Source organism: Paenarthrobacter sp. RAF54_2 (assembly GCF_052113945.1).
In the GTDB taxonomy this organism is placed as follows: domain Bacteria; phylum Actinomycetota; class Actinomycetes; order Actinomycetales; family Micrococcaceae; genus Arthrobacter.
Map to the genome: position 1 here is coordinate 1 of NZ_JBFRDV010000012.1, position 19936 is coordinate 19936.

Consider the following 19936-nt stretch of genomic DNA (forward strand, 5'->3'; position numbering starts at 1 on the left):
TTCAACAACCGCTCCAACCAGTCAGGAGCACGACGACGGACCWTCAACCCCCCGGGCAACACACCCTCACGCTTCAACGACGTCTCAACACACGCCTCCATCACGTGCCAGATATGCAGCAAACCCTCCCGGATCTCCTCCTCACTCCGGGACGCACGCTCGTTGATGAACATGATGTCGCTGATCCCCAGGCCCTTGGACGAGCAGCGGCCCAGCAGCTCAGCAGCGGTTCGGAACGGCAACGGCAGCTCCGCCTTCGTCTCCTCCAACTCCGCCCGCGCTGCGTCTTCCTCACCCTCGCGGACAATGAACCCGCCACCCACCGAGAAGAACGTCGCCTCCCGCAGGGTGTTGCCCCCGGCATCAGCCACGGCGAACTTCATCCCATTCGTATGCCGCGGCAACACAGTCAACGGATGCAGGACCATATCCTCCACCGCATATTCGAGAAGCTGGCCACCAGCCAGATTGAGCTTCCCGGTCTCTGCGATGGAGGCCAACCGCTCCTCCACTTGGTCAGGCAGGATCTCCTCGGGGTCGAAGCCTTCCAGCCCAAGCAACACCGCGGTGAACGTGCCGTGTCCCTTACCCGTCGCAGCCAACGACCCATATAAGTCAACCCGCAAGGACACGACCGACCCGAGCACGTCGGACTCACGCAGCTCGCGGGCAAACACCGCCCCAGCCCGCATCGGCCCCACAGTATGGGAACTCGACGGGCCAATGCCCACGGTGAACAGATCGAAAACACCAACAGCCATAGCCGTGATCCCTTTCAAAACAAAAGATATCTAAAGCAACCCGGGGTCACTTATGGCCCCCAAACACACCCCGCATGGGCCACGAGTGACCCCGCGTTGCAGTTGCACCGCCGCTCCCAAACCAACCCGGCCCCTACGGAACACCCTCGGCAGGTAGACCCCTCCAACACAAGCCAACGAGCCCGCGGTCCCGTCCCAACACGGCAACCCGACCACCGGCCCCCATTGGCCCGGGCATCCGGACCGGCCGACCCAAGAGCTGGCCCCTTCGGGACCGGCATCCGGAAGCGGGCGTCTAAGGGAGCATCGCATCCGCTCAGCGGGTGCATATGCGACCGAGCCCGCGGAGGATGTCGGACCCGACGGGCCAACCCGACCGAGCATGCGGGGGGATGTCGGACCCGACGGGCGACTTACGCGAGGTTCGAAACACCCGGGTAGAGCGGATGCGCCTTCGCCAGCGCATCAACCCGGTGCCGCAACCCGGAAAGGTCCGCATCGGCGTCGGCAATCAAAACCTCGGCGATGATATCCGCAACCTCGCGGAAGGCTGCTTCCCCGAAACCGCGGGTAGCGAGCGCCGGGGTGCCGATGCGCAGGCCGGAGGTGACCATGGGCGGGCGCGGGTCGAAGGGGACAGCGTTGCGGTTGACGGTGATGTCGATTGCGGCGAGACGGTCTTCGGCTTGCTGGCCGTCGAGTTCGCAGTTGCGCAGGTCGACGAGCACCAAGTGCACGTCCGTGCCACCCGAAACAACTGTGATCCCTTTTTCGGCAACGTCCGGCTGAATCAGGCGTTCGGCAAGAATCCGGGCGCCAGCAAGGACGCGTTCCTGACGTTCCCGAAATTCCTCGGAAGCGGCAATCTTGAACGCGACCGCCTTACCAGCGATCACGTGCTCCAGGGGACCACCTTGCTGGCCGGGGAACACGGCCGAGTTGATCTTCTTGGCGATGGCGGCGTCGTTGGAGAGGATGATGCCTCCACGAGGACCGGCGAGGGTCTTGTGCGTCGTCGACGTCGTGACGTGGGCATGCGGGACCGGCGACGGGTGCAGGCCAGCTGCAACCAATCCGGCGAAGTGAGCCATGTCCACCATCAGGTAGGCGCCCACGGAGTCAGCGATCCGGCGGAACTCGGCGAAGTCCAACTGCCGCGCGTAAGCGGACCAGCCGGCAACGATGAGGGCCGGCTTGTGTTCTTGCGCCAGGCGTTCGACTTCGGCCATGTCCACGGTGTGGGTGTCCTCGCGGACGCCGTACGGGACCACGTTGTAGAGCTTGCCGGAGAAGTTGATCCTCATGCCGTGGGTCAGGTGGCCGCCGTGGGCCAGGTTCAGGCCCATGATGGTGTCGCCCGGCTTGATCAGCGCGTGCATCACCGACGCGTTGGCCTGGGCACCGGAGTGCGGCTGAACGTTCGCGTACTCTGCGCCGAACAGGGACTTGATGCGGTCGATCGCGAGCTGCTCGATAACGTCGACGTGCTCGCAGCCACCGTAGTACCGCTTGCCCGGGTAGCCCTCGGCGTACTTGTTGGTCAGCACGGATCCCTGAGCCTGCATCACGGCAACCGCCGTGTGGTTCTCTGAAGCGATCATTTCCAGGCCGTCGCGCTGGCGGCCCAGTTCGTCGTCGATCTTTGCGGCGATCTCAGGATCCAGCTCAGCGAGCTGCGCATCCAACGACGCCGAAACAACCTGCTCGAATTCGGTCACGGCTGCCGGGTTCACAGTTCGCCACCGTTCGTTGCAGCGTATTCTTCGGCCGACATGAGTGGTCCTTCTTCCGTGGCGGCCACCTTGAACAACCAGCCAGCGCCATACGGATCGTTGTTGATCAGGGCGGGATCATCGACAACGGCGTCGTTGATCTCAGTCACCTCACCCGTCACGGGCGAGTACAAGTCGGACACGGACTTCGTGGACTCAACTTCACCGCAGGTCTCCCCCGCAGTAACCGTGGAGCCAACCTCGGGCAGATCCACATAAACGATGTCGCCCAAGGCATCCGCAGCAACGGCGGAGATCCCAATCCCCACAGGCCCGGCCCCATCCGAAGCAACCCATTCATGCTCGGCCGAATACTTCAGCTCGGCAACTACTTTGCTCATTCCAATTCCTAACTTCTCGTGTGTTTTGAAAACTGTTCGTGATCCCGGCGGTACTTGGGTTGGGTGCCGGACACCGAATTCCTCCGCGTGCTGCTCCTTCGTCGCTTTGACGCACGCTTCCGGAATCCGCTGTCCGCCGGCCGACCGTCACCGTTATGCCGCTCACCTTCAGAAAAGCCCGCGAACCAAGGCATTGGAAGCCGCCTTTCAGCAGGTCGCCTCGGTCTACTGGTCCCCGTGCGCAAGGTGAGCCGCACGGCCCCTGTGGTGCCGGCCTCCGGCAGCATGCGTCTAAGGGAGCGTCGGGTCCGCTCAGCGGGCGCTACATTCGACGGGGGCCACGCCGTCCGGGTTCCCTGGCCGAGCTTGCGAGGCGAGGGGGACGGTGGGGAGCATGCAGAGGAGGTCGGCACCACCGGGCTACTTGACCGTCCGCCCAGCGGGCGCTTCTGCGACCGAGCCCGCGGAGGATGTCACTTCCACCGGGCTACTTGACCCGCTTGACCTACTTGACCTACTTGACCCGCTTGTAGAACGGCAGGGCTACCACTTCGAACGGTTCCGATTTGCCCCGGAGGTCCACTTCGACGATCGTTCCCGGCGCTGAATGTTCGACGTCGACGTACGCCAGGGCGATCGGGTAACCGAGTGTTGGGCTCGGCTGGCCGGAGGTGACTTCGCCGATGAGGGAGCCGTCCTTGAGGACCGAGTAGTGGGCGCGGGCGGCGCGGCGGCCTGTACCTTTGAGGCCGACGAGCTTTTGGCCGATAGTGGATCCGACGCCGGCGGCCTTGATCGCCGTCAGTGCTTCCTTGCCGATGAAGTCGCTTTCCTTGGCGAGGGAAACTACGGGGCCCAGTCCTGCGGCGTAGGCGTTGACGTAGCGGGAGAGTTCGTTGCCGTAGAGCGGCATTCCGGCTTCGAGGCGGAGGGAGTCACGTGCGGCAAGGCCTGCAGGGATGAGCCCGTGGCCCTCGCCGACTTCGAGGAGTGCTTCCCAAAGGCCAGCTGCGTCAAGGTTGGGGATGTAGATCTCGAAGCCGTCTTCGCCGGTGTAGCCGGTGCGGGCGAGCAACAAGTCCTGCCCGTTAATGGAGACTTCAACGGCCGCGTAGTACTTCAGTTCCGTCACCAGGGCGTGCTGCTCGGCGGGAACCAAGGTCAGCAGGATGGCTTCGGCGTTCGGGCCCTGCACTGCGATCAGGGACGTCTCGGAAGAGGCGTCCTCCACAACCACGTCGAAGCCGGCCGCGCGCTCCAGCAGTGCCGCCGCAACGACCTTGGCGTTGCCCGCATTCGGGACCACGAGGTACTGATCCACGCCTGCTTCGGGAGAGGGGCGACGGTAAGAGATGAGGTCGTCGATGATGCCGCCGTCGGCGTTGCAGATCAGCGAGTACTTGGCCTTGCCCACGGCGACCGCAGACAACTTGCCCACCAGCGCGAAGTCCAGGAACGCTGCCGCGTCCGGGCCGCTGACCCAGACCTCGCCCATGTGGGAGAGGTCGAACAAGCCAGCTGCGTTGCGGACTGCGTGGTGCTCAGCAAGCTCGGACTCGTACTTCAGGGGCATCTGCCAGCCGCCGAAATCCGTGAAGGACGCGCCGGCCTTTTTGTGCTGCTCATAAAGAGCGGTGTAGTTCTCAGTCATGACGGTGAATCCTTAGTTTTCGAAGTCCGTGAGCGGAGGGCAGGAGCACACAAGATTCCGGTCCCCGGCGGCGCCGTCAACGCGGCCGACCGGCGGGAAGTACTTGTCCTGCTTGAGGTGGTGGACCGGGAACGCTGCCTGCTCACGCGTGTAGCCGCGGTCCCAAGCAGAACTCACGACGGCGGCAGCCGTGTGCGGCGCGTTGCGCAGCGGCGACTTTTCAACAGTGAAATCGCCGGCGGCCACCTGCTCGATTTCGGCACGGATGGTGATCATGGCTTCAATGAAGCGGTCGATCTCAGCCAGGTCCTCGGACTCGGTCGGCTCCACCATCAAAGTGCCCGCAACGGGGAACGCAAGGGTGGGAGCGTGGAAACCGAAGTCGATGAGGCGCTTGGCAACATCCTCTGCCGTGACGCCTGTGCGGGCAGTCAGTTCGCGGAGGTCCAGGATGCATTCGTGGGCCACGAGCCCACCCTCGCCTGTGTAAAGGACTGGAAAGTGCTCATCCAAGCGGGAGGCGACGTAGTTGGCCGCGAGCAGCGCAGACTTGGTCGCTTCGGTGAGTCCCTGGCCACCCATCAGCTTCACGTAAGCCCAGGAAATCGGGAGCACGCCCGCGGAGCCGTAGCGCGATGCCGAGATGGCCACGCCACCTTCAGACGAAACATTGTTCGCATCACCAGGCATGAAAGGTGCCAGGTGGGCCTTGGCTGCAACCGGACCAACACCAGGTCCGCCACCGCCGTGCGGGATGCAGAACGTCTTGTGCAGGTTCAGGTGGGACACGTCGCCGCCGAACTTGCCCGGCTGGGCGAGCCCAACGAGCGCGTTGAGGTTTGCACCGTCAACATATACCTGTCCGCCAGCAGCGTGGATGGAGTCGCAAACCTCCCGAACGTCGGCGTCGTACACACCGTGGGTGGACGGGTACGTGATCATGATGCAGGACAGGACGTCCTTGTTGGCCTCGATCTTGGCCGCCAGGTCTGCGTGATCGATCGTGCCGTCAGCGGCCGTAGCCACCACAACAACCTTCATGCCGGCGAGCACAGCAGATGCTGCGTTGGTGCCGTGGGCAGAAGCAGGAATCAGGCACACGTTTCGCTGGTCATCACCGCGGGACAGGTGGTAGCCACGGATCGCCAGGAGCCCCGCGAGCTCACCCTGGGAACCGGCGTTCGGCTGGATGGAGACCTGATCGTAGCCGGTGATCTCGGTGAGGTCGGCTTCCAGTCCTTCAATAAGCTCGCGCCAGCCAGCAGTCTGGTGATCCGGAGCGAACGGGTGGATCGAGGCGAACTCGGGCCAGGAAATGGCTTCCATCTCGGCCGTGGCATTGAGCTTCATGGTGCAGGAACCCAGCGGGATCATGGTGCGGTCCAAGGCGAGGTCCCGGTCGGACAGCTTGCGGATATAGCGCAACAGCTGCGTCTCGGAACGGTGCGTGTTGAACACGGGGTGCTGGAGGAAATCACTGGTGCGGAGCACATCAGACGGCAGCTCAAACCCGGCAGCGTCCTTCACCGGGCCGGCACCAAAAGCGACGGCTACCGCGGAGAGGACCTCCGGCGTCGTGGTTTCATCGAGGGAAACGCCAACCGTGTCAGCATCGATGCGACGCAGGTTGATACTGCGGGCTTCGGCGGCGGCAATGACTTTATCGGCCTTGCCTGGCACGCGGACAGTGAGGGTGTCGAAGAAGACTTCGGAGACGAGTTCGCGGCCGGCCTTCTGTAGGGTCGCAGCCAAAACACGGGCGTGGCCGTGGACAGTTTCAGCAATCGCCTTCAGGCCTTCCGGACCGTGGTAAACCGCGTACATCGAGGCCACGATGGCGAGCAACGCCTGGGCCGTGCAGATGTTGGACGTGGCCTTCTCGCGGCGGATGTGCTGTTCGCGTGTCTGCAGCGCGAGTCGGTACGCGGGGACGCCGGCGTTGTCCTTGGAAACACCAACGATGCGCCCCGGAAGCGTCCGCTCCATACCTTCGCGGACAGCCATGTATGCAGCGTGGGGGCCGCCGAAGAACAGCGGAACACCGAAGCGCTGCGCAGTTCCGACGGCGATATCGGCACCTTGTTCGCCCGGGGGCGTAATGAGGGTGAGCGCCAAAAGGTCGGCAGCGACAGTGACCAGCGCACCCCGTTCCTTGGCCGCCGCGATGACGCCGGAGTGATTGAATACGCGGCCGGAAACACCCGGTTGCTGCAGGACGATGCCATTGATGTCGCCGTCGGGAAGGCCCGCCGAAAGGTCAGCGATCTCCACTTCGAAGCCCAGCGCTTCGGCCCGGCCCTTCACAATGGCGATGGTCTGCGGGAGGAGGTCGGAGTCCAGGACGGTCTTCCCGTCCTTGGCAGTTTTGGACTTGTTGGCGCGGCGCATCAGCAGCACAGCCTCAGCCACAGCGGTGGCTTCGTCCAGCAGCGAGGCGTTGGCTACGGGCAGCCCCGTCAGGTCCTGGACCATCGTCTGGAAGTTCAGCAGTGCTTCGAGGCGGCCCTGCGAAATCTCCGGCTGGTAGGGCGTGTACGCCGTGTACCAAGCGGGAGCCTCGAGGATGTTGCGGCGGATGACCGGGGGCGTGACGGTGTCGTAGTAGCCCTGGCCGATCATCTGAACGGCGGTCTTGTTCTTGGACGCGAGCTTCCGCAGCTCGGCAAGGACCTGCACCTCGGTGAGGGCGTCCTGCAGCTTCAGTGCAGTGTCCTGGCGGATGGAATCGGGGACCGCAACGTCTACCAAGCCGTCTACGGAGTCGTAGCCGATGGCCTTGAGCATGGTGTCAACGTCGGCCTGGCGCCTGGCGCCGATGTGCCGGTCCGCGAAAGCGGTGGGGGTTGATTGAACAGTCAAGAGGAACTCCATGATTCAGGCGCCCTATGTGCGCCACGATGATGTGGGTTCCTCCCCGCTCTGTATTGGACCTGAGAGATTCCGCAGGAATGGTTGCCTGCTTGCACCGTCGGTGAGCCCGGTTACCCGGACTGCTTTCCAGAGTTGCCTCGCCGTGGCGGTACGTGGGCCTGAGAGATTCCTGGGGAGGATTTGCTCCTACGGCGCCTGACTGGATGTACCGGCAGGACTCTCCCGCCACAGATCAAAAGCATTGCGTCACGTCAGTGACACGGTTCACACCATAGCGGGTTATCTGGAAAAAGCGCAAGCAAGGGATACCTACCGATGCATTGCCTCATGGATCTGGAGAGCGAACCACAGTTGGGCAACCGTGGAGGTTTCACCCATGTCCAGGCCCGTCAATTCGCCGATCTTCCGGATCCGGTAGATGATGGTTTGCCGGTGCGCGAACAGGGCAGCGGCGGTCTTTTGCCACGAACGCTGCGAGTCCAAATAGGTCCTCAGCGTGACGAGGAGATCGCCTTCCTGGCTCTGCTCGTAGTCGAAAATCGGCCCCAAGAGACGCCGGACCAACGCAGTTCCTTCCTCGAAACCTGTCAGCCCCAGCCATGATGGTCCTTGCGCGTAGCGAGCCAATCCGAGCTTGTTCGCCCGGGCCGATCCGAGCGCCCAGAGGGACTCCTGCAGCGCGCGCTGAATGCCCGCCACTGCCGCCGGAGCGCTGATTCCGATCGCTGCATCCGCCCCGGCACAATGCACCAGGATGTCGTCCGGCACATCAGCGGGGACCACGACGTGCAGCCGGCTATTCCGCTTCAACGAAGCCGACGCAACCCCGTGCCGCCACAGTTCGATGTGCACGTTGGCCAGCCTGTCGCCGTCGTTCGCTGTTTTGTCTCCGGCGGTCTCGGACATGGAAACGAGCAGGAAGTCCTGCGGCGGAACCCCAAAAGTTGCCAGCCGGCTCTCCATCTCGGCCGCGCCCAAGCGCCCGTCCATGGCCTGCAGCAGGAACTCGCCAGCCAATCGGTGGCGGCCTTCCAACGACAAAACGATGCGCGAGAGCTGCAGTCCCAGCACGGTTGCGGCGTGCAGGAGTACGACGGCGTCCGGGTGCGGTTCGCTGTTGGGCAGCACCACGAGGAGCGCGTTGGCATGCGTCGGGATGTCCATGGTCAGCACGTGCCGTCCCCGGATCCGGTGCCACTGGAACTTCTTACCCGCCAAGGTCACCTGACCGGAAAGCGGTGCCCATTCATCCGCGAGGAACCCCGGGAGCGCCTGCCCTTCCGGGTGCCAGGGATGGAGGCAGCGGCGATCTACCACGAACAGCTCCGCGTCCAGCTCGGTGGCGAGCCGTTGGACGAGGCTCTGCCAATGGTCCTCGGAGGCTCCGGCCGTGCGGAGAAGGTCGTAAACCCTGGCCGTCTGCCGCAAGCGCCGCGACTCTTCGAGCAGGGAAGATTCAGCAACCGAGCGGGCGATCGCGATGAACGGCAGCGGGTACGGGACGTTGATCAGTGGCAACGGCAGCCGATCGCAGGCCGTCAGGAACTCCTGCGTCAGCGGGGGCGCGTGCATCTTCTCGCCGATCGCCAAGGCGCTTGCCCCGCTGTCCATGAGTGCCTCTGCGAGCGCCACTTGTCCCTCGGCGTCTGCGGGAATCGACAGCCCATTGGTCATCATGAGCTCGCCGCCGGTGACCCATTCCCACAGCCTGGGCAGGTCCGAGGTGTGGGCCCAGGTGATCCGGTTGTCGCGGCCTGTGTCACCGGCCAGGAGGGTGAGTCCCAGCTGCGGTTCAGCCACGAGCTCTGCGACGGTGATTGCCATCGGATGGGGTCCTGACTCTATGATTCCGGGGGCCGTTTCGGGCCGTTTAGACATTCGTCTAAGCGCCTCGGCCATTTGTAGTCAATGTACCGCTATTCGCCGTGACCCGCGTCACGAAGAATGGAATTACTTACTTCCCGCTCAATGGCGAGCACCCCCTCACACCAAGGATCCGTCAATGACAATTCACAAGCCCATCGGCCCTGTCGACGCAACCAAAGTCCCGCGGTATGCCGGCCTCGGCACCTTCGCCCGCCTCCCCCAAATCGACCGGGTTCCGGACTACGACATTGCTATCGTCGGTGTCCCGTTCGACGGCGGAACCTCCTTCCGGCCCGGCGCCCGTTTCGGTCCTGCCGCGGTACGCGAGGCCTCGCGTCTCCTCCGCCCGGGCTACCACCCGGAGCTGGACGTCGAACCCGTTTACGAAGCCCAGGTTGTGGACGCCGGCGATATCGCCTGCACTCCCTACGACATCTCCCGGGCAGTCCGCGAGATCGAGGAGCAGGCGTTGCCCCTGATCAGTGAGGACAAGCGGCTGATCTCCATCGGTGGCGACCACACCATTGCCTTGCCCATGCTGCGGGCGCTGAACAAGGTCCATGGGCCGGTGGCGTTGCTGCATTTCGACGCTCACCTGGACACGTGGGACACCTACTTCGACCAGCCCATCACGCACGGAACCATCTTCCGCAGGGCGTTCGAGGAAGGTCTCCTTGTGGAGGACAAGTCAATGCACGTAGGCATCCGCGGCCCGGTGTATGACCGTAATGACTTCCTCAGGGACCACGAGTTCGGCTTCCAGATCATCCGCTGCTCAGACCTGGATGTTATCGGCGTCCCGGCTGCAATCCAGCAGGTGAAGGACAGGCTCGGCGATACCCCCGTCTACGTCTCCATCGACATCGACGTCCTCGACCCCGCGTTCGCACCAGGGACCGGCACCCCGGAGATGGGCGGGCTCCACTCCCGCGAACTCCTGGCCCTGCTCCGCGGACTGAACGGCATCAACATTGTGGGCGCCGACGTCGTCGAGGTCGCTCCGGCCTACGACCATGCGGACATCACAACCGTCGCCGCGGCCACGCTCGTCTTCGACCTTCTCGGCCTGATGGTGAACCGCAGCAAAGCCACCAGCTCTGCTGTCCGTGAACTGGCTTCGACATCCCGGAGTGCGTCATGAGCACCGTGCCAACAACCGAAGTTCCCCGCCTCGAGGACAAAACCATCCAGCCGATCCCGCTCAACGAGCGCCACGGCAAGGCCCGGGACCTCTTCACCATCTGGTTTGGCTCCAACATCATGATCATGACCATCGTGACCGGCGGACTCGCCACAACGGTGTTCGGCCTCGGTTTCGTGCCGGCGCTCGTGGGCATCATCATCGGCAACATAGTGGGCGGCGTCTTCATGGCCCTGCACTCGGCCCAAGGTCCGCAGCTTGGTGTTGCGCAGATGATCCAGACCCGCGGCCAGTTCGGCTCCTTCGGCGCCCTGTTGATCGTGGTCATCGTGGTGGTCATGTACGTCGGCTTCTTCGCCGCCAACCTTGTCTTTGGCGGAGAAGCAATGGCCGCCGTCAGCCCCGGCATCAGCGTGGATGGCGGCATCATCATCATCGGCGTGGTCAGCGTTATCGCCACGATTTTCGGCTATCGGCTCATTCACGCTTATGCCCGCGTCCTCAGCGTTGCAGCGGGCCTTGCATTGTTGCTCGCCTTCGTCTGGATCCTGGTGGTCCACGGCCTTCCCGCCAGCTTCCTTGGGGAGGGCAACTTCAACTGGGTCGGCTTCATGGGGACCATCTCCGTCTCGGCCCTGTGGCAGTTGGCCTACGCACCCTACGTCTCGGACTACTCCCGCTACATGCCGCAGGGCACGGGGTCAGCACCGGCGTTCTGGGCTTCCTACTCAGGCTGCGTCCTGGGAACGTTGTTCCCCATGATCCTCGGCGCCATGGTGGGCACGCTCGCCATGACCATGAGCGCCGACAACGTCGAAATTGTTGGAAGCCTGGGCGCTTTGCTGCAGCCTTGGACCCTGATCATCGTGGGAATCTTCTGCCTGGGTGTCGCGGCGTCCAACGCCATGAACCTCTACTGCGGCGTCCTGTGCACGCTGACCATCGGCCAAACGTTCAAGCCCTCGTGGTTGCCACGGGCCAAGACCCGCACCGTGGCGGCGATCATCCTCTTCGTCGTAGCTGTCTCGATCGCCCTGTTCGCCCGCGACAACTTCATCCTCTTCTACACCAACTTCCTCTCCTTCCTGATGTACGTCCTGGTCCCCTGGACTGCCATCAACCTGGTGGACTACTACCTTCTGCGGCACGGCGACTACCGGGTTGAAGACTTCTTCAAGCGCGACGGCGGCGTGTACGGGCGGTTCAATTGGGTCGCCATCGGCTCCTACCTGGCAGGCGCCCTCATCCAGGTTCCCTTCTCGGCCACCGCAATCTACACCGGCCCCATGGCCACAGCTTTGGGCGGCGTCGACATCTCCTGGATCGTCGGCCTGGTGGTTGTTGCTCCCCTCTACTACTTCGCGGCCCGGATCTTCCGTCAGAAATCGGACGCCGCCTCACTTTCTTCCGCTGCACTCACCCCAGACCTCATCTGAAAGCGAATTGTCATGACCCTCACAGACACTGCCCACCCGGAAACCGTCCAATTCACTGTTCGACGCACCAGTGCTGACCACGCCGGGAACCTGCCTTTGCCTCCGGCCGGGCACTTCATCAACGGATCCTTCGTCCCGGGCTCCACCGGTCAGCTGATCGACGTCGTGGACCCCACCAACGAGCAGGTCATCGCCTCAGTGCAGGCAGGCACGGCGGATGATGTCGACGCCGCTGTCCAGGCCGCCGTCGTCGCCCAAAAGACCTGGGGTGCCACCACCCCCAAGGAGCGCGCGGACGTCCTGAACGTGATCGCCAACATTATTGAAGAGAACCGGCAGGCGTTCGAGCTCATTGAGTCCGCCAATACCGGCAAGCCGCAGGCGGTGGCCGAGGACGATGTCACCAGCACCATTGATACGTTCCGCTTCATGGCCGGAGCTTCGCGGACCCTGACGTCCATGGCCGGCGGCGACTACGCCACTGACCACACCTCCGTGATCCTCCGCGAGCCCGTGGGCGTCGTCGGCGTCATCACCCCCTGGAACTACCCGCTGCTGATGGCAGCCTGGAAGGTCGCACCGATTCTGGCCGCCGGCAACAGCATCGTCCTCAAGCCCTCCGAGCAGACCCCGTTGTCCACCCTGAAGCTGGCAGAATTGCTCGCCGGACGCATCCCTGATGGGATCCTCAACGTAGTCACGGGCCAGGGCCGAACTGTGGGACAGCGGCTTTCGGAGCACCCGGACATCGCCCTCGTTGCCTTGACCGGCAGCGTCGTGAGCGGCCAGGCTGTCGCCGAAACTGCGGCCAAGTCCGTCAAGCGCGTCCACTTGGAACTTGGCGGCAAGGCGCCGGTTGTTGTCTTCCCCGACGCCGATCTCCGCGCCGCCGCTGCTGGCGTCCGCAATGCAGGATTCTGGAATGCCGGCCAGGACTGCGGTGCTGCCTGCCGCGTGCTGGTGCACGAGTCCGTGGCCGAGGAATTCACCCAGCACCTGGTGCGCGAAGTCAGCACCCTGGTGATCGGCGCACCCGACGCCGGCGACGACGTCGAAATCGGCCCCATGATTTCCCGGCCCCACTTTGAACGTGTCAAGGAATCCTTGGCCGAAGCCCGCGAGGCGGGGCTCCACGTGGCCATTGGTGGTTCGGCACTGGAAGGACCCGGCTACTTCATCGAGCCCACTGTCATCTCCGACGTTCCCGCCGGAGCCCACATCGCCACCCACGAGATCTTCGGGCCCGTGGTCACCGTGGAGACCTTCAGCACCACAGAAGAAGCCGTCACCCGCGCGAACGAGAGCCCCTACGGCTTGTCGGCGTCGGTCTGGACGCGTGACTCGAGCCTTTCCCTGCGGATTCCGAAGCAACTGGACTTCGGCACGGTCTGGGTCAATGCGCACCTTGTCCTGGCATGCGAGGTACCGTGGGGCGGATTCAAGGGATCCGGTTACGGCCGCGACCTCTCCCTCTACGCCCTGGACGATTACTCACGCACCAAGCACGTGATGATCAACCACGGCGCATGAGCATTCAGACAAGCAACGGAGCTTTCACCATGACCACCAATGTTTCCCGCCCGACATCCCTGCAAGGTGCCGCCACGCCTTCAGCCCCCTTCGGGACGGACGTGACCTGGACCAACTGGGGCGGAAACCAGAGCGCGACGCCCGCCTTCACCGTTCGGCCGAGGAATGAGCAAGAAGCGCTCGACGCCGTCCGTTTCGCCATCCGCGAAGGGTTGCCCGTGCGGGCTGTCGGTTCAGGGCACTCGTCCTCACCGCTGGTTCAGACTGGCGGAGTGTTGATGGACATGTCCGGGCTCTCGGCGATCACGGGCACCGATAAGGCCGGGCGTCGCGCCAGGGCCCTCGCCGGAACCACCATCAACGCTTTCGGCGATGCCCTGTGGGAGCAGGGGCTGGCTTTGGGGAACCAAGGTGACATCGACAAGCAACAGATCGCCGGTGCCTTGGCCACCAGCACGCACGGTTCGGGCAAAAACCTGGGCAGCTTCTCGTCCAACCTCCGGTGGGTGAAGCTGATCAATGGCTACGGCGAGATCGTGGAAATCGGCGAAGGTCAGCTCCGCGAACTCCGGGCTGCACAGGTTGCGTTGGGCACGCTGGGCGTCTTCCTGGAAGTGGAGTTGGCTGTTGAGGACAGCTACTACCTTCAGGAACAGATCACCTACCCCACGTGGGAGGAAACCACGGCTACATGGCAGACCGATATCGATTCCAACAGGCACTACTCCTTCCTTTGGTGCCCGGAGGAAGATTCCTGCGAGCTTCTGGACCTCCCTGGTTCACCAGACCACGCTATGGGCGACCGCAGCTACACCAAGCGGTACAACATTGTGGGCGTCCAGGACGAACGCGAGCTCTCCGCCGTCGAGGGTGCCAGGCTGGATCGCTCCTACCGGATCTACCCGGGCGGCTTCACTACCCAGTTCCACGAGCTCGAGTACTTCGTCCGCAGCGAGGATGGATTGGTGGCGGTCGAGGCCATCCAGGACCTGATCCGGACCAAGTATCCCGAGCAGAAGTACCCCGTTGAAGTCCGCTGGGTGAAGTCCGACGACGCCTACATGTCCCAGTTCCAAGGGCGCGACAGCACGGTCATCACCCTGACAACCGAGCCAGGAACCGACTACTGGCAGTTCTTCCGGGACGCCGATGCCGTGCTGCAGGAATTCGAGCCCCGAGCACACTGGGGAAAGATCCACTTCATGACCCGGAGTCGCCTTGAGCGCCTCTACCCGGAGTTGGACACCTTCATCCAAGTCCGCCGCGAGTTCGACCCCAGGGGAATGTTCCTGAACGACCACACCCGGGCGCTGCTCGCCTGACCGAGCATTCTCGAAAACAGGCCACGATGTGAGAGAACATCGATCAAACCCGATGCTCTCTCACATCCACACCCCCTGGCCGGATCCCTCTCTCACATCCCCACCCCCTCCCGGCATCCCTCTCTCACATCCACACCCCCTGGCGGCATCCCTCTCTCACATCCCTACCCCCTGGCAGGATCCCTCTCTCACATCCCCACCCCCTGGCGGGATCCCTCTCTCACATCACGTTGACACCCTTTTGAAACCTTGGAGTGGTAGTTTGTTCTCTGCTTGAGCCAGACACCCGCACCCAATCGGAGGACATTTCCATGCTTAAGGGTTTCAAGGACTTCATACTTCGCGGCAACGTGATCGAACTGGCTATTGCCGTGGTCATCGGCAGTGCGTTCACCGCACTCGTCGCGGCTTTCACCACCAACATCATCAACCCCGTCATCGCGGCTGCAGGCGGCGTGAACGCCGACGGTCTGGGCTTCCGGATCTGGCAGGACAACCCCGCTACGTTCATCAACTTTGGTGCCGTGCTCACGGCAATGGTGACCTTCGTGATCACCGCCGGAGTGGTCTACTTCATCTTCGTAGCGCCCATGAACAAGATCAATTCAATGGTCAAGAACCGCCTCTCCACCGAGGAACCCGAAGAAGAGCCACTGCCGGCTGACACCGCCCTTCTGGCCGAAATCCGCGATCTCCTGAAGGATGCAGCGGCCCATCGCGGTACCGGACGGGGTTCGGACCTCGATTCGGATTCCGTCCACTAAGACAAATTCCCCGAGCGCTCCTTCCCGGTTGCTTCACATAGCCCGGCGTTCTCCCCGCGAGAGCGCCGGGCTTTTGCGTTGCCAGCGTGGTGCGGGCAGGTAGTAAGTGGGCAGGAATGCAGCCGTTCGACGCCAGTAACCAGAAACGTGACGCGCAGGCAACCCTCACGAAACAGGCGTCGGGCAGCATGAAACCATGAAGCCCAAAGCGAGCTCTCCCGTCACCGCGGACCTCCGATGCGATGTCTGCGGACAGTTGCCCGAACCACCCAAGGCCCGGCTCACCCTGGCCAACATCGCGGTGATGCTTCCCATTGAGCTGCTGGTTCACGCCGCGGTTGTGGAAACTCATCTCCCCTATGTGGCCAAGGTCCTGCTCCTGACCGTGACTGCAACAGTGCTGGTTATCTGGGTGGCCGAACCGTCGGCCGCCAAGGTCCTCCGCCGCTGGTTGCATGCCCCGGCTCTCCGCCAGCGGCACAAGCTACATGCCGCGCCTGCGTTGTGGCGTGCTCGGGTCACGCTGCGGGACCAACCCGGTTCCCTGCAGAAAATCACCCAGTCCCTGGCCAAGCTGGAGACGAATATCCTCAGCATTCACGTTCACCCGATGGACGGCCCGGCTCGCGACGGATCAGAAGTCTCGCAAATAGTGATGGATGAGTTCGTCCTCTCCGCTCCGGGCGAGGTCACAGAACATGAACTGCTGAAAGCGCTCGACGACGGCGGCGGGCGTGAGTCCCACGTGTGGCCCACCACGGCACTCGCCATGGCTGATGGCCAAACCAAGGCGCTGAGCCTCGCCACCCGTATTGCCGGGAATCCGAATGAGCTTCCACACGCGGTCGCCGAACTGCTGTCCGCGAAAGTAGTTCCCAACGATCCAGAGAATCCGGCACCCGAGGCGAGTGCCGGCGTCGGGCCTTCAACGGACATCCTCAAGATTCCAACAGCATGGCATGGACCTCTGGTCTTCTCCCGCCCAGGCGAGCCATTCACCCCGGCCGAGTCGGCTCGCGCGCACCGGCTTGCTGAGCTCGCGGAGATTTTGGCATACAGTCCTGACACATCCCCAAGCTCGGCATACCAGCGCTAATCAGCACTCCTTCCCAGTTAGCACCTCGAAAGCCCGGAATTTCCCAGGAAAGGCCGGGTTTTCGCGTGTTGACGGCAGGAGTAACCGGGGAGGAGCGCCACTGGATCCTCGCCCAGTCACATTCCGTTTCCAGATTGGGTATACCAAAACTCTTGACCGTGCCGCCCGTCACATCTAACTTAGATTTTGGGATCCCAAAACGGGATCCCAAATAGACCCGCTACCGGCTGCGGCCCCCGCTACCAAAAGGGCAGGGATCGCAACAGTTGCCGCCGGCACGGATCCAGCTGAAGCGATATCGCGCCCCGGCTCATCCCCCAAAGACATACCCCAAGACATTCCACCCCTGTTGACTCCTCTGAAGGAGAAGCTGTGTCTCCCCAAAACACCCAACTGGCAACCCAGGAAAACCAGGAAAACGAGCCCAAAACCGGCAAGGACGGCGTGCAGCGACGCACCAACGTCCGCTGGAAGCTCTTCATCCTGCTCCTGGTCCTTGTCTCGGTCAACTACATTGACCGTGGATCCATCTCCGTAGCCCTGCCCATCATCCAGAAGGAATTCAACCTCCCGCCCGAGCTTGTGGGGCTTCTGTTGTCGGCATTCTTCTGGACCTATGCCCTGATGCAAATCCCCGTCGGTCTGTTGATCGACAAGTTTGGCCCACGCAAAGTGGTCACCGCTTCCTGCATTGGTTGGGGCGCCGCGACTGCCGCCTCGGGTTTCGCAGGCGGATTCATCAGCATGTTCATCGCCCGCCTGGGCATCGGCGTGACGGAGGCAGGCGTCATGCCTGCCGGCGGTAAGCTCAACGCCATCTGGATGCACAAGAAGGAACGTGGCCGCGGCGCCACCATCCTCGACGCCGGTGCTCCCCTGGGTGCTGGCCTCGGCGGCATCCTCATCACCTGGTTGATTGCCTCCACCGGCAGCTGGCGGATGTCCTTCATCATCGCCGGCGCCCTCACGATTCTCATGGGCCTGGCCGTCTGGTGGTACGTCCGCGACAACCCCCGTCAGCACAAGAGTGTCAACAACGCTGAAGCTGACTACATCGAGGCTTCACACGCCGAGGACGACGCTGAAGCTGCCAAGGAAGGTGCGCAAGGCAAGCGCGCCCTGCTGCCCTACCTGAAGTTCCGTTCCTTCTGGGCAATGTGCTTCGGCTGGCTCGGCTTCAACGGCGTGTTCTACGGCCTGCTCACCTGGGGCCCGCTGTACCTGGCTCAAGCCAAGGGCTTCGATCTGAAGACCATCGGCTGGTCCACGTTTGTGATCTTCGGCGCCGGGTTCGTCGGCGAAATCCTCGGTGGCATCATCGCCGACAAATGGCGGGCATCCGGTGCCTCCGCCAACCGGGTCATGCGCACTCTCCTCGGTATCTCCAGCGTCGTAGTGGTGGGCGGCCTCGTAGGCGTCACGGTCGTCGCAGACCCGATCACCGCCGTCGCGCTTCTCTCGGTAGTCCTGTTCTTCCTGCGCTGGGTTGGCCTGTTCTGGTCCATCCCGTCCATCCTGGGCGGCCGCACGAATGCGGGCGTACTCGGCGGGGCCATGAACTTCAGCGGCAACATCGCCGGATTCGTCACCCCGATTGTGGTAGGCCTGATTGTCGGGGCCACCGGCTCTTACACCTGGGCTCTGCTGTACTTTGTTGGATCCGCCGTGATCATGGGCATCTCCGTCCTGGTCTTGGATTACAACAAGCGACTCCCGGTCTAACTCGCCTGACCGGGCCGGCCGGACGGTCCTGAACCGCGGGATGGCCGGAAGCCCACCTGGTCGCCGGGCGCACTGCCTCACACATCACGAAATGGAGCTGGAAATGCTAGCCGCAGAAGACACGAACATCGCTGACCGCCCCCTCCGGGAGTCAGTGCGTGACACGCTCCGTTCCAGGATTTTTGAGGGGCACTATGCGCCCGGCACCAGGCTGGTGGAGCGCGACCTCGCCGCCGAATTCAACGTCTCCCGACTGCCCATCCGCGAAGCACTGCGCATGCTGCGGCAGGAAGGACTTATCCGGGACCGCGCCGGCCGTGGTTCCGAAGTCAGCGGCCTGAGCCCCAAGGATGTGGAGGACCTCTTCGACGTCCGTCAATCCTTGGAAGTCCTCGCCTGCCGGCTGGCCGCCAAGCGGGCCACCACCCAGAATCTTGAACACCTCGCCGGCCTGCTGGATGAGGCCGATCGCTGCCTGGCCAAGGGCTCCATCCTGGAAGCCCACCGCGCCAACAGCGATTTCCACGATGCCATCACGGCAATCGCCAACAACGACTTTCTCCGCTCCGCGCTGGAACCACTCCAGGGTCGCATGCACTGGCTGTTCCGCCACGTCAGCGATCTCCCGGAACTCATTCAGGAACACCGCGACCTGTACGCGGCCATCGCCAGTGGCGACCCTGACCGGGCCGCTATCCAATCGGCGTCGCACATCGGCAAGTACCGCGAGCAGTTCCCGGAGGATTCCAGCCACACTGAGCCCAAACTGCAACGGAAAAAACCATGAGACTCCTGGTCATCAACCCCAACATCAGTGACGACGTCACAGCCCTGATCCAGGCCGAGGCCTTGCGCTCAGCCGGGCCGGACACCGAATTGATCGTTCGGACAGCCGGGCACGGCGTCGAATACATCGAAACCCGCTTCGAGTCGCTTATCGCCGCTGGCGCGGTGGCAGAGCTAATCGCCGAATATGCGCACGACGGCGGCGCCAGCGTTGGGCGCGATGGCGGCACCGCCGCTGTGGACGGCGTCGTTGTGGCTGCTTTCGGAGATCCAGGAATGCCTGCGCTGAAGGAACTCGTTGACGTACCGGTCATCGGCATCACCGAGGCGGCACTGTGCGCGGCGGCCTTGCAAGGCCACCGTTTCTCGATCATCGCCATCTCGGATCGTATCCAGGCCTGGTACCTGGACTGCGTGGAACGCTTCGGTTTTGCTGGCCGTCTCGCTTCCATACGCTCCATCAACCAAAGCCTGAACTCCATAGGGTCGGTGCAGGCAGATTTCAAGGAAACCCTGCTGGCGCTCAGCCGGCAGGCCGTCGGTGAGGACGGCGCCGACGTCGTGATCCTTGCCGGTGCGCCGCTTGCCGGGCTTGCCCGGGAGCTTGAAGGGCAAATCCCCGTGCCCGTGGTGGACGGCATTTCCGCCGGGATCCGCATGACGGAGGCCGTGGTCGCGTTGAAGTCCGGCGTTCACCGAGGCGGCTCGTTCGCAGCGCCGCCCGTCAAGCGGCGGCAGGGTCTTTCGGAAAACCTCGACGCTGCCCTGACCGGTGCTCAGTCCGCGGCCCAGTCAGCAGCCCACTCCGCGCACCTCTCCTCCGCGTCGGTTCCGGCATCGCCCGCCCTCCCSTCCCGCTAAAAACTTCCAAGAACAA

Annotated in this window: 15 protein-coding genes and 1 riboswitch; of the genes, 9 read left to right on the top strand and 6 right to left on the bottom strand. The window is 63.3% G+C overall.

Annotation, left to right across the window (positions count from 1 at the left end):
- The 6 genes from AB4Y87_RS13265 to AB4Y87_RS13290 form a co-directional block, all read right to left on the bottom strand.
- On the bottom strand, window positions 1–761 hold a 761-nt coding region (locus AB4Y87_RS13265; RefSeq protein ID WP_442004803.1), incomplete at its 3' end, for a serine dehydratase beta chain.
- 413 nt (window positions 762–1174) lie between these two features.
- On the bottom strand, window positions 1175–2494 hold the full coding sequence (gene glyA, locus AB4Y87_RS13270; RefSeq protein ID WP_442004804.1) for a serine hydroxymethyltransferase: 1320 nt from the start codon (window positions 2492–2494) through the stop codon (window positions 1175–1177).
- Window positions 2491–2874 (bottom strand): glycine cleavage system protein GcvH, encoded by a 384-nt coding sequence (gcvH, locus tag AB4Y87_RS13275; protein WP_442004805.1) that lies wholly within the window; start codon window positions 2872–2874, stop codon window positions 2491–2493. Before gcvH ends, glyA begins: the two co-directional genes overlap by 4 nt.
- A 514-nt stretch (window positions 2875–3388) precedes the next feature.
- Window positions 3389–4525 (bottom strand): glycine cleavage system aminomethyltransferase GcvT, encoded by a 1137-nt coding sequence (gene gcvT, locus AB4Y87_RS13280; RefSeq protein ID WP_442004806.1) that lies wholly within the window; start codon window positions 4523–4525, stop codon window positions 3389–3391.
- Between the two features lie 12 nt (window positions 4526–4537).
- Complete coding sequence (gene gcvP / locus AB4Y87_RS13285) at window positions 4538–7384, bottom strand: aminomethyl-transferring glycine dehydrogenase (RefSeq protein ID WP_442004807.1); 2847 nt, start codon at window positions 7382–7384, stop codon at window positions 4538–4540.
- Window positions 7385–7532: 148 nt separating this feature from the next.
- Window positions 7533–7631: riboswitch (glycine riboswitch) on the bottom strand.
- Window positions 7632–7705: 74 nt separating this feature from the next.
- On the bottom strand, window positions 7706–9220 hold the full coding sequence (locus tag AB4Y87_RS13290) for a PucR family transcriptional regulator (protein ID WP_442004808.1): 1515 nt from the start codon (window positions 9218–9220) through the stop codon (window positions 7706–7708).
- Window positions 9221–9398: 178 nt separating this feature from the next.
- Between AB4Y87_RS13290 and speB the strand changes: the two genes are divergently transcribed.
- The 9 genes from speB (at window position 9399) to AB4Y87_RS13335 (ending at window position 19920) form a co-directional block, all read left to right on the top strand.
- On the top strand, window positions 9399–10403 hold the full coding sequence (speB, locus tag AB4Y87_RS13295; protein WP_442004809.1) for an agmatinase: 1005 nt from the start codon (window positions 9399–9401) through the stop codon (window positions 10401–10403).
- A complete protein-coding gene (locus AB4Y87_RS13300; protein WP_442004810.1) occupies window positions 10400–11839 on the top strand; it encodes a purine-cytosine permease family protein in 1440 nt (479 codons plus the stop codon). The genes speB and AB4Y87_RS13300 overlap by 4 nt, the downstream gene beginning before the upstream one ends.
- Window positions 11840–11851: 12 nt before the next feature.
- Window positions 11852–13369 (top strand): aminobutyraldehyde dehydrogenase, encoded by a 1518-nt coding sequence (locus tag AB4Y87_RS13305; protein ID WP_442004811.1) that lies wholly within the window; start codon window positions 11852–11854, stop codon window positions 13367–13369.
- The gene (locus AB4Y87_RS13310) at window positions 13366–14691 is read left to right on the top strand and encodes a D-arabinono-1,4-lactone oxidase (RefSeq protein ID WP_442004812.1); all 1326 of its coding nucleotides are present in this window, start codon (window positions 13366–13368) and stop codon (window positions 14689–14691) included. Before AB4Y87_RS13305 ends, AB4Y87_RS13310 begins: the two co-directional genes overlap by 4 nt.
- 311 nt (window positions 14692–15002) lie before the next feature.
- On the top strand, window positions 15003–15455 hold the full coding sequence (mscL, locus tag AB4Y87_RS13315) for a large conductance mechanosensitive channel protein MscL (RefSeq protein WP_442004813.1): 453 nt from the start codon (window positions 15003–15005) through the stop codon (window positions 15453–15455).
- Window positions 15456–15651: 196 nt separating this feature from the next.
- The gene (locus AB4Y87_RS13320) at window positions 15652–16551 is read left to right on the top strand and encodes an amino acid-binding protein (RefSeq protein ID WP_442004814.1); all 900 of its coding nucleotides are present in this window, start codon (window positions 15652–15654) and stop codon (window positions 16549–16551) included.
- A 372-nt stretch (window positions 16552–16923) separates the two neighbouring features.
- Window positions 16924–18273, top strand: a complete 1350-nt coding sequence (locus AB4Y87_RS13325) for an MFS transporter (RefSeq protein ID WP_442004815.1) — start codon at window positions 16924–16926, stop codon at window positions 18271–18273.
- Between the two features lie 103 nt (window positions 18274–18376).
- A complete protein-coding gene (locus tag AB4Y87_RS13330) occupies window positions 18377–19060 on the top strand; it encodes a GntR family transcriptional regulator (RefSeq protein ID WP_442004816.1) in 684 nt (227 codons plus the stop codon).
- Complete coding sequence (locus tag AB4Y87_RS13335) at window positions 19057–19920, top strand: aspartate/glutamate racemase family protein (RefSeq protein ID WP_442004817.1); 864 nt, start codon at window positions 19057–19059, stop codon at window positions 19918–19920. The genes AB4Y87_RS13330 and AB4Y87_RS13335 overlap by 4 nt, the downstream gene beginning before the upstream one ends.
- Window positions 19921–19936 lie beyond the last annotated feature (16 nt).

Coding starts and splice junctions, on each gene's coding strand:
- mscL (WP_442004813.1), top strand. CDS start 15,003: ATGCTTAAGGGTTTCAAGGACTTCATACTTCGCGGCAACGTGATCGAA.
- AB4Y87_RS13320 (WP_442004814.1), top strand. CDS start 15,652: ATGAAGCCCAAAGCGAGCTCTCCCGTCACCGCGGACCTCCGATGCGAT.
- gcvT (WP_442004806.1), bottom strand. CDS start 4,525: ATGACTGAGAACTACACCGCTCTTTATGAGCAGCACAAAAAGGCCGGC.
- AB4Y87_RS13300 (WP_442004810.1), top strand. CDS start 10,400: ATGAGCACCGTGCCAACAACCGAAGTTCCCCGCCTCGAGGACAAAACC.
- AB4Y87_RS13290 (WP_442004808.1), bottom strand. CDS start 9,220: ATGGCAATCACCGTCGCAGAGCTCGTGGCTGAACCGCAGCTGGGACTC.
- AB4Y87_RS13305 (WP_442004811.1), top strand. CDS start 11,852: ATGACCCTCACAGACACTGCCCACCCGGAAACCGTCCAATTCACTGTT.
- AB4Y87_RS13310 (WP_442004812.1), top strand. CDS start 13,366: ATGAGCATTCAGACAAGCAACGGAGCTTTCACCATGACCACCAATGTT.
- AB4Y87_RS13330 (WP_442004816.1), top strand. CDS start 18,377: ATGCTAGCCGCAGAAGACACGAACATCGCTGACCGCCCCCTCCGGGAG.
- gcvH (WP_442004805.1), bottom strand. CDS start 2,874: ATGAGCAAAGTAGTTGCCGAGCTGAAGTATTCGGCCGAGCATGAATGG.
- speB (WP_442004809.1), top strand. CDS start 9,399: ATGACAATTCACAAGCCCATCGGCCCTGTCGACGCAACCAAAGTCCCG.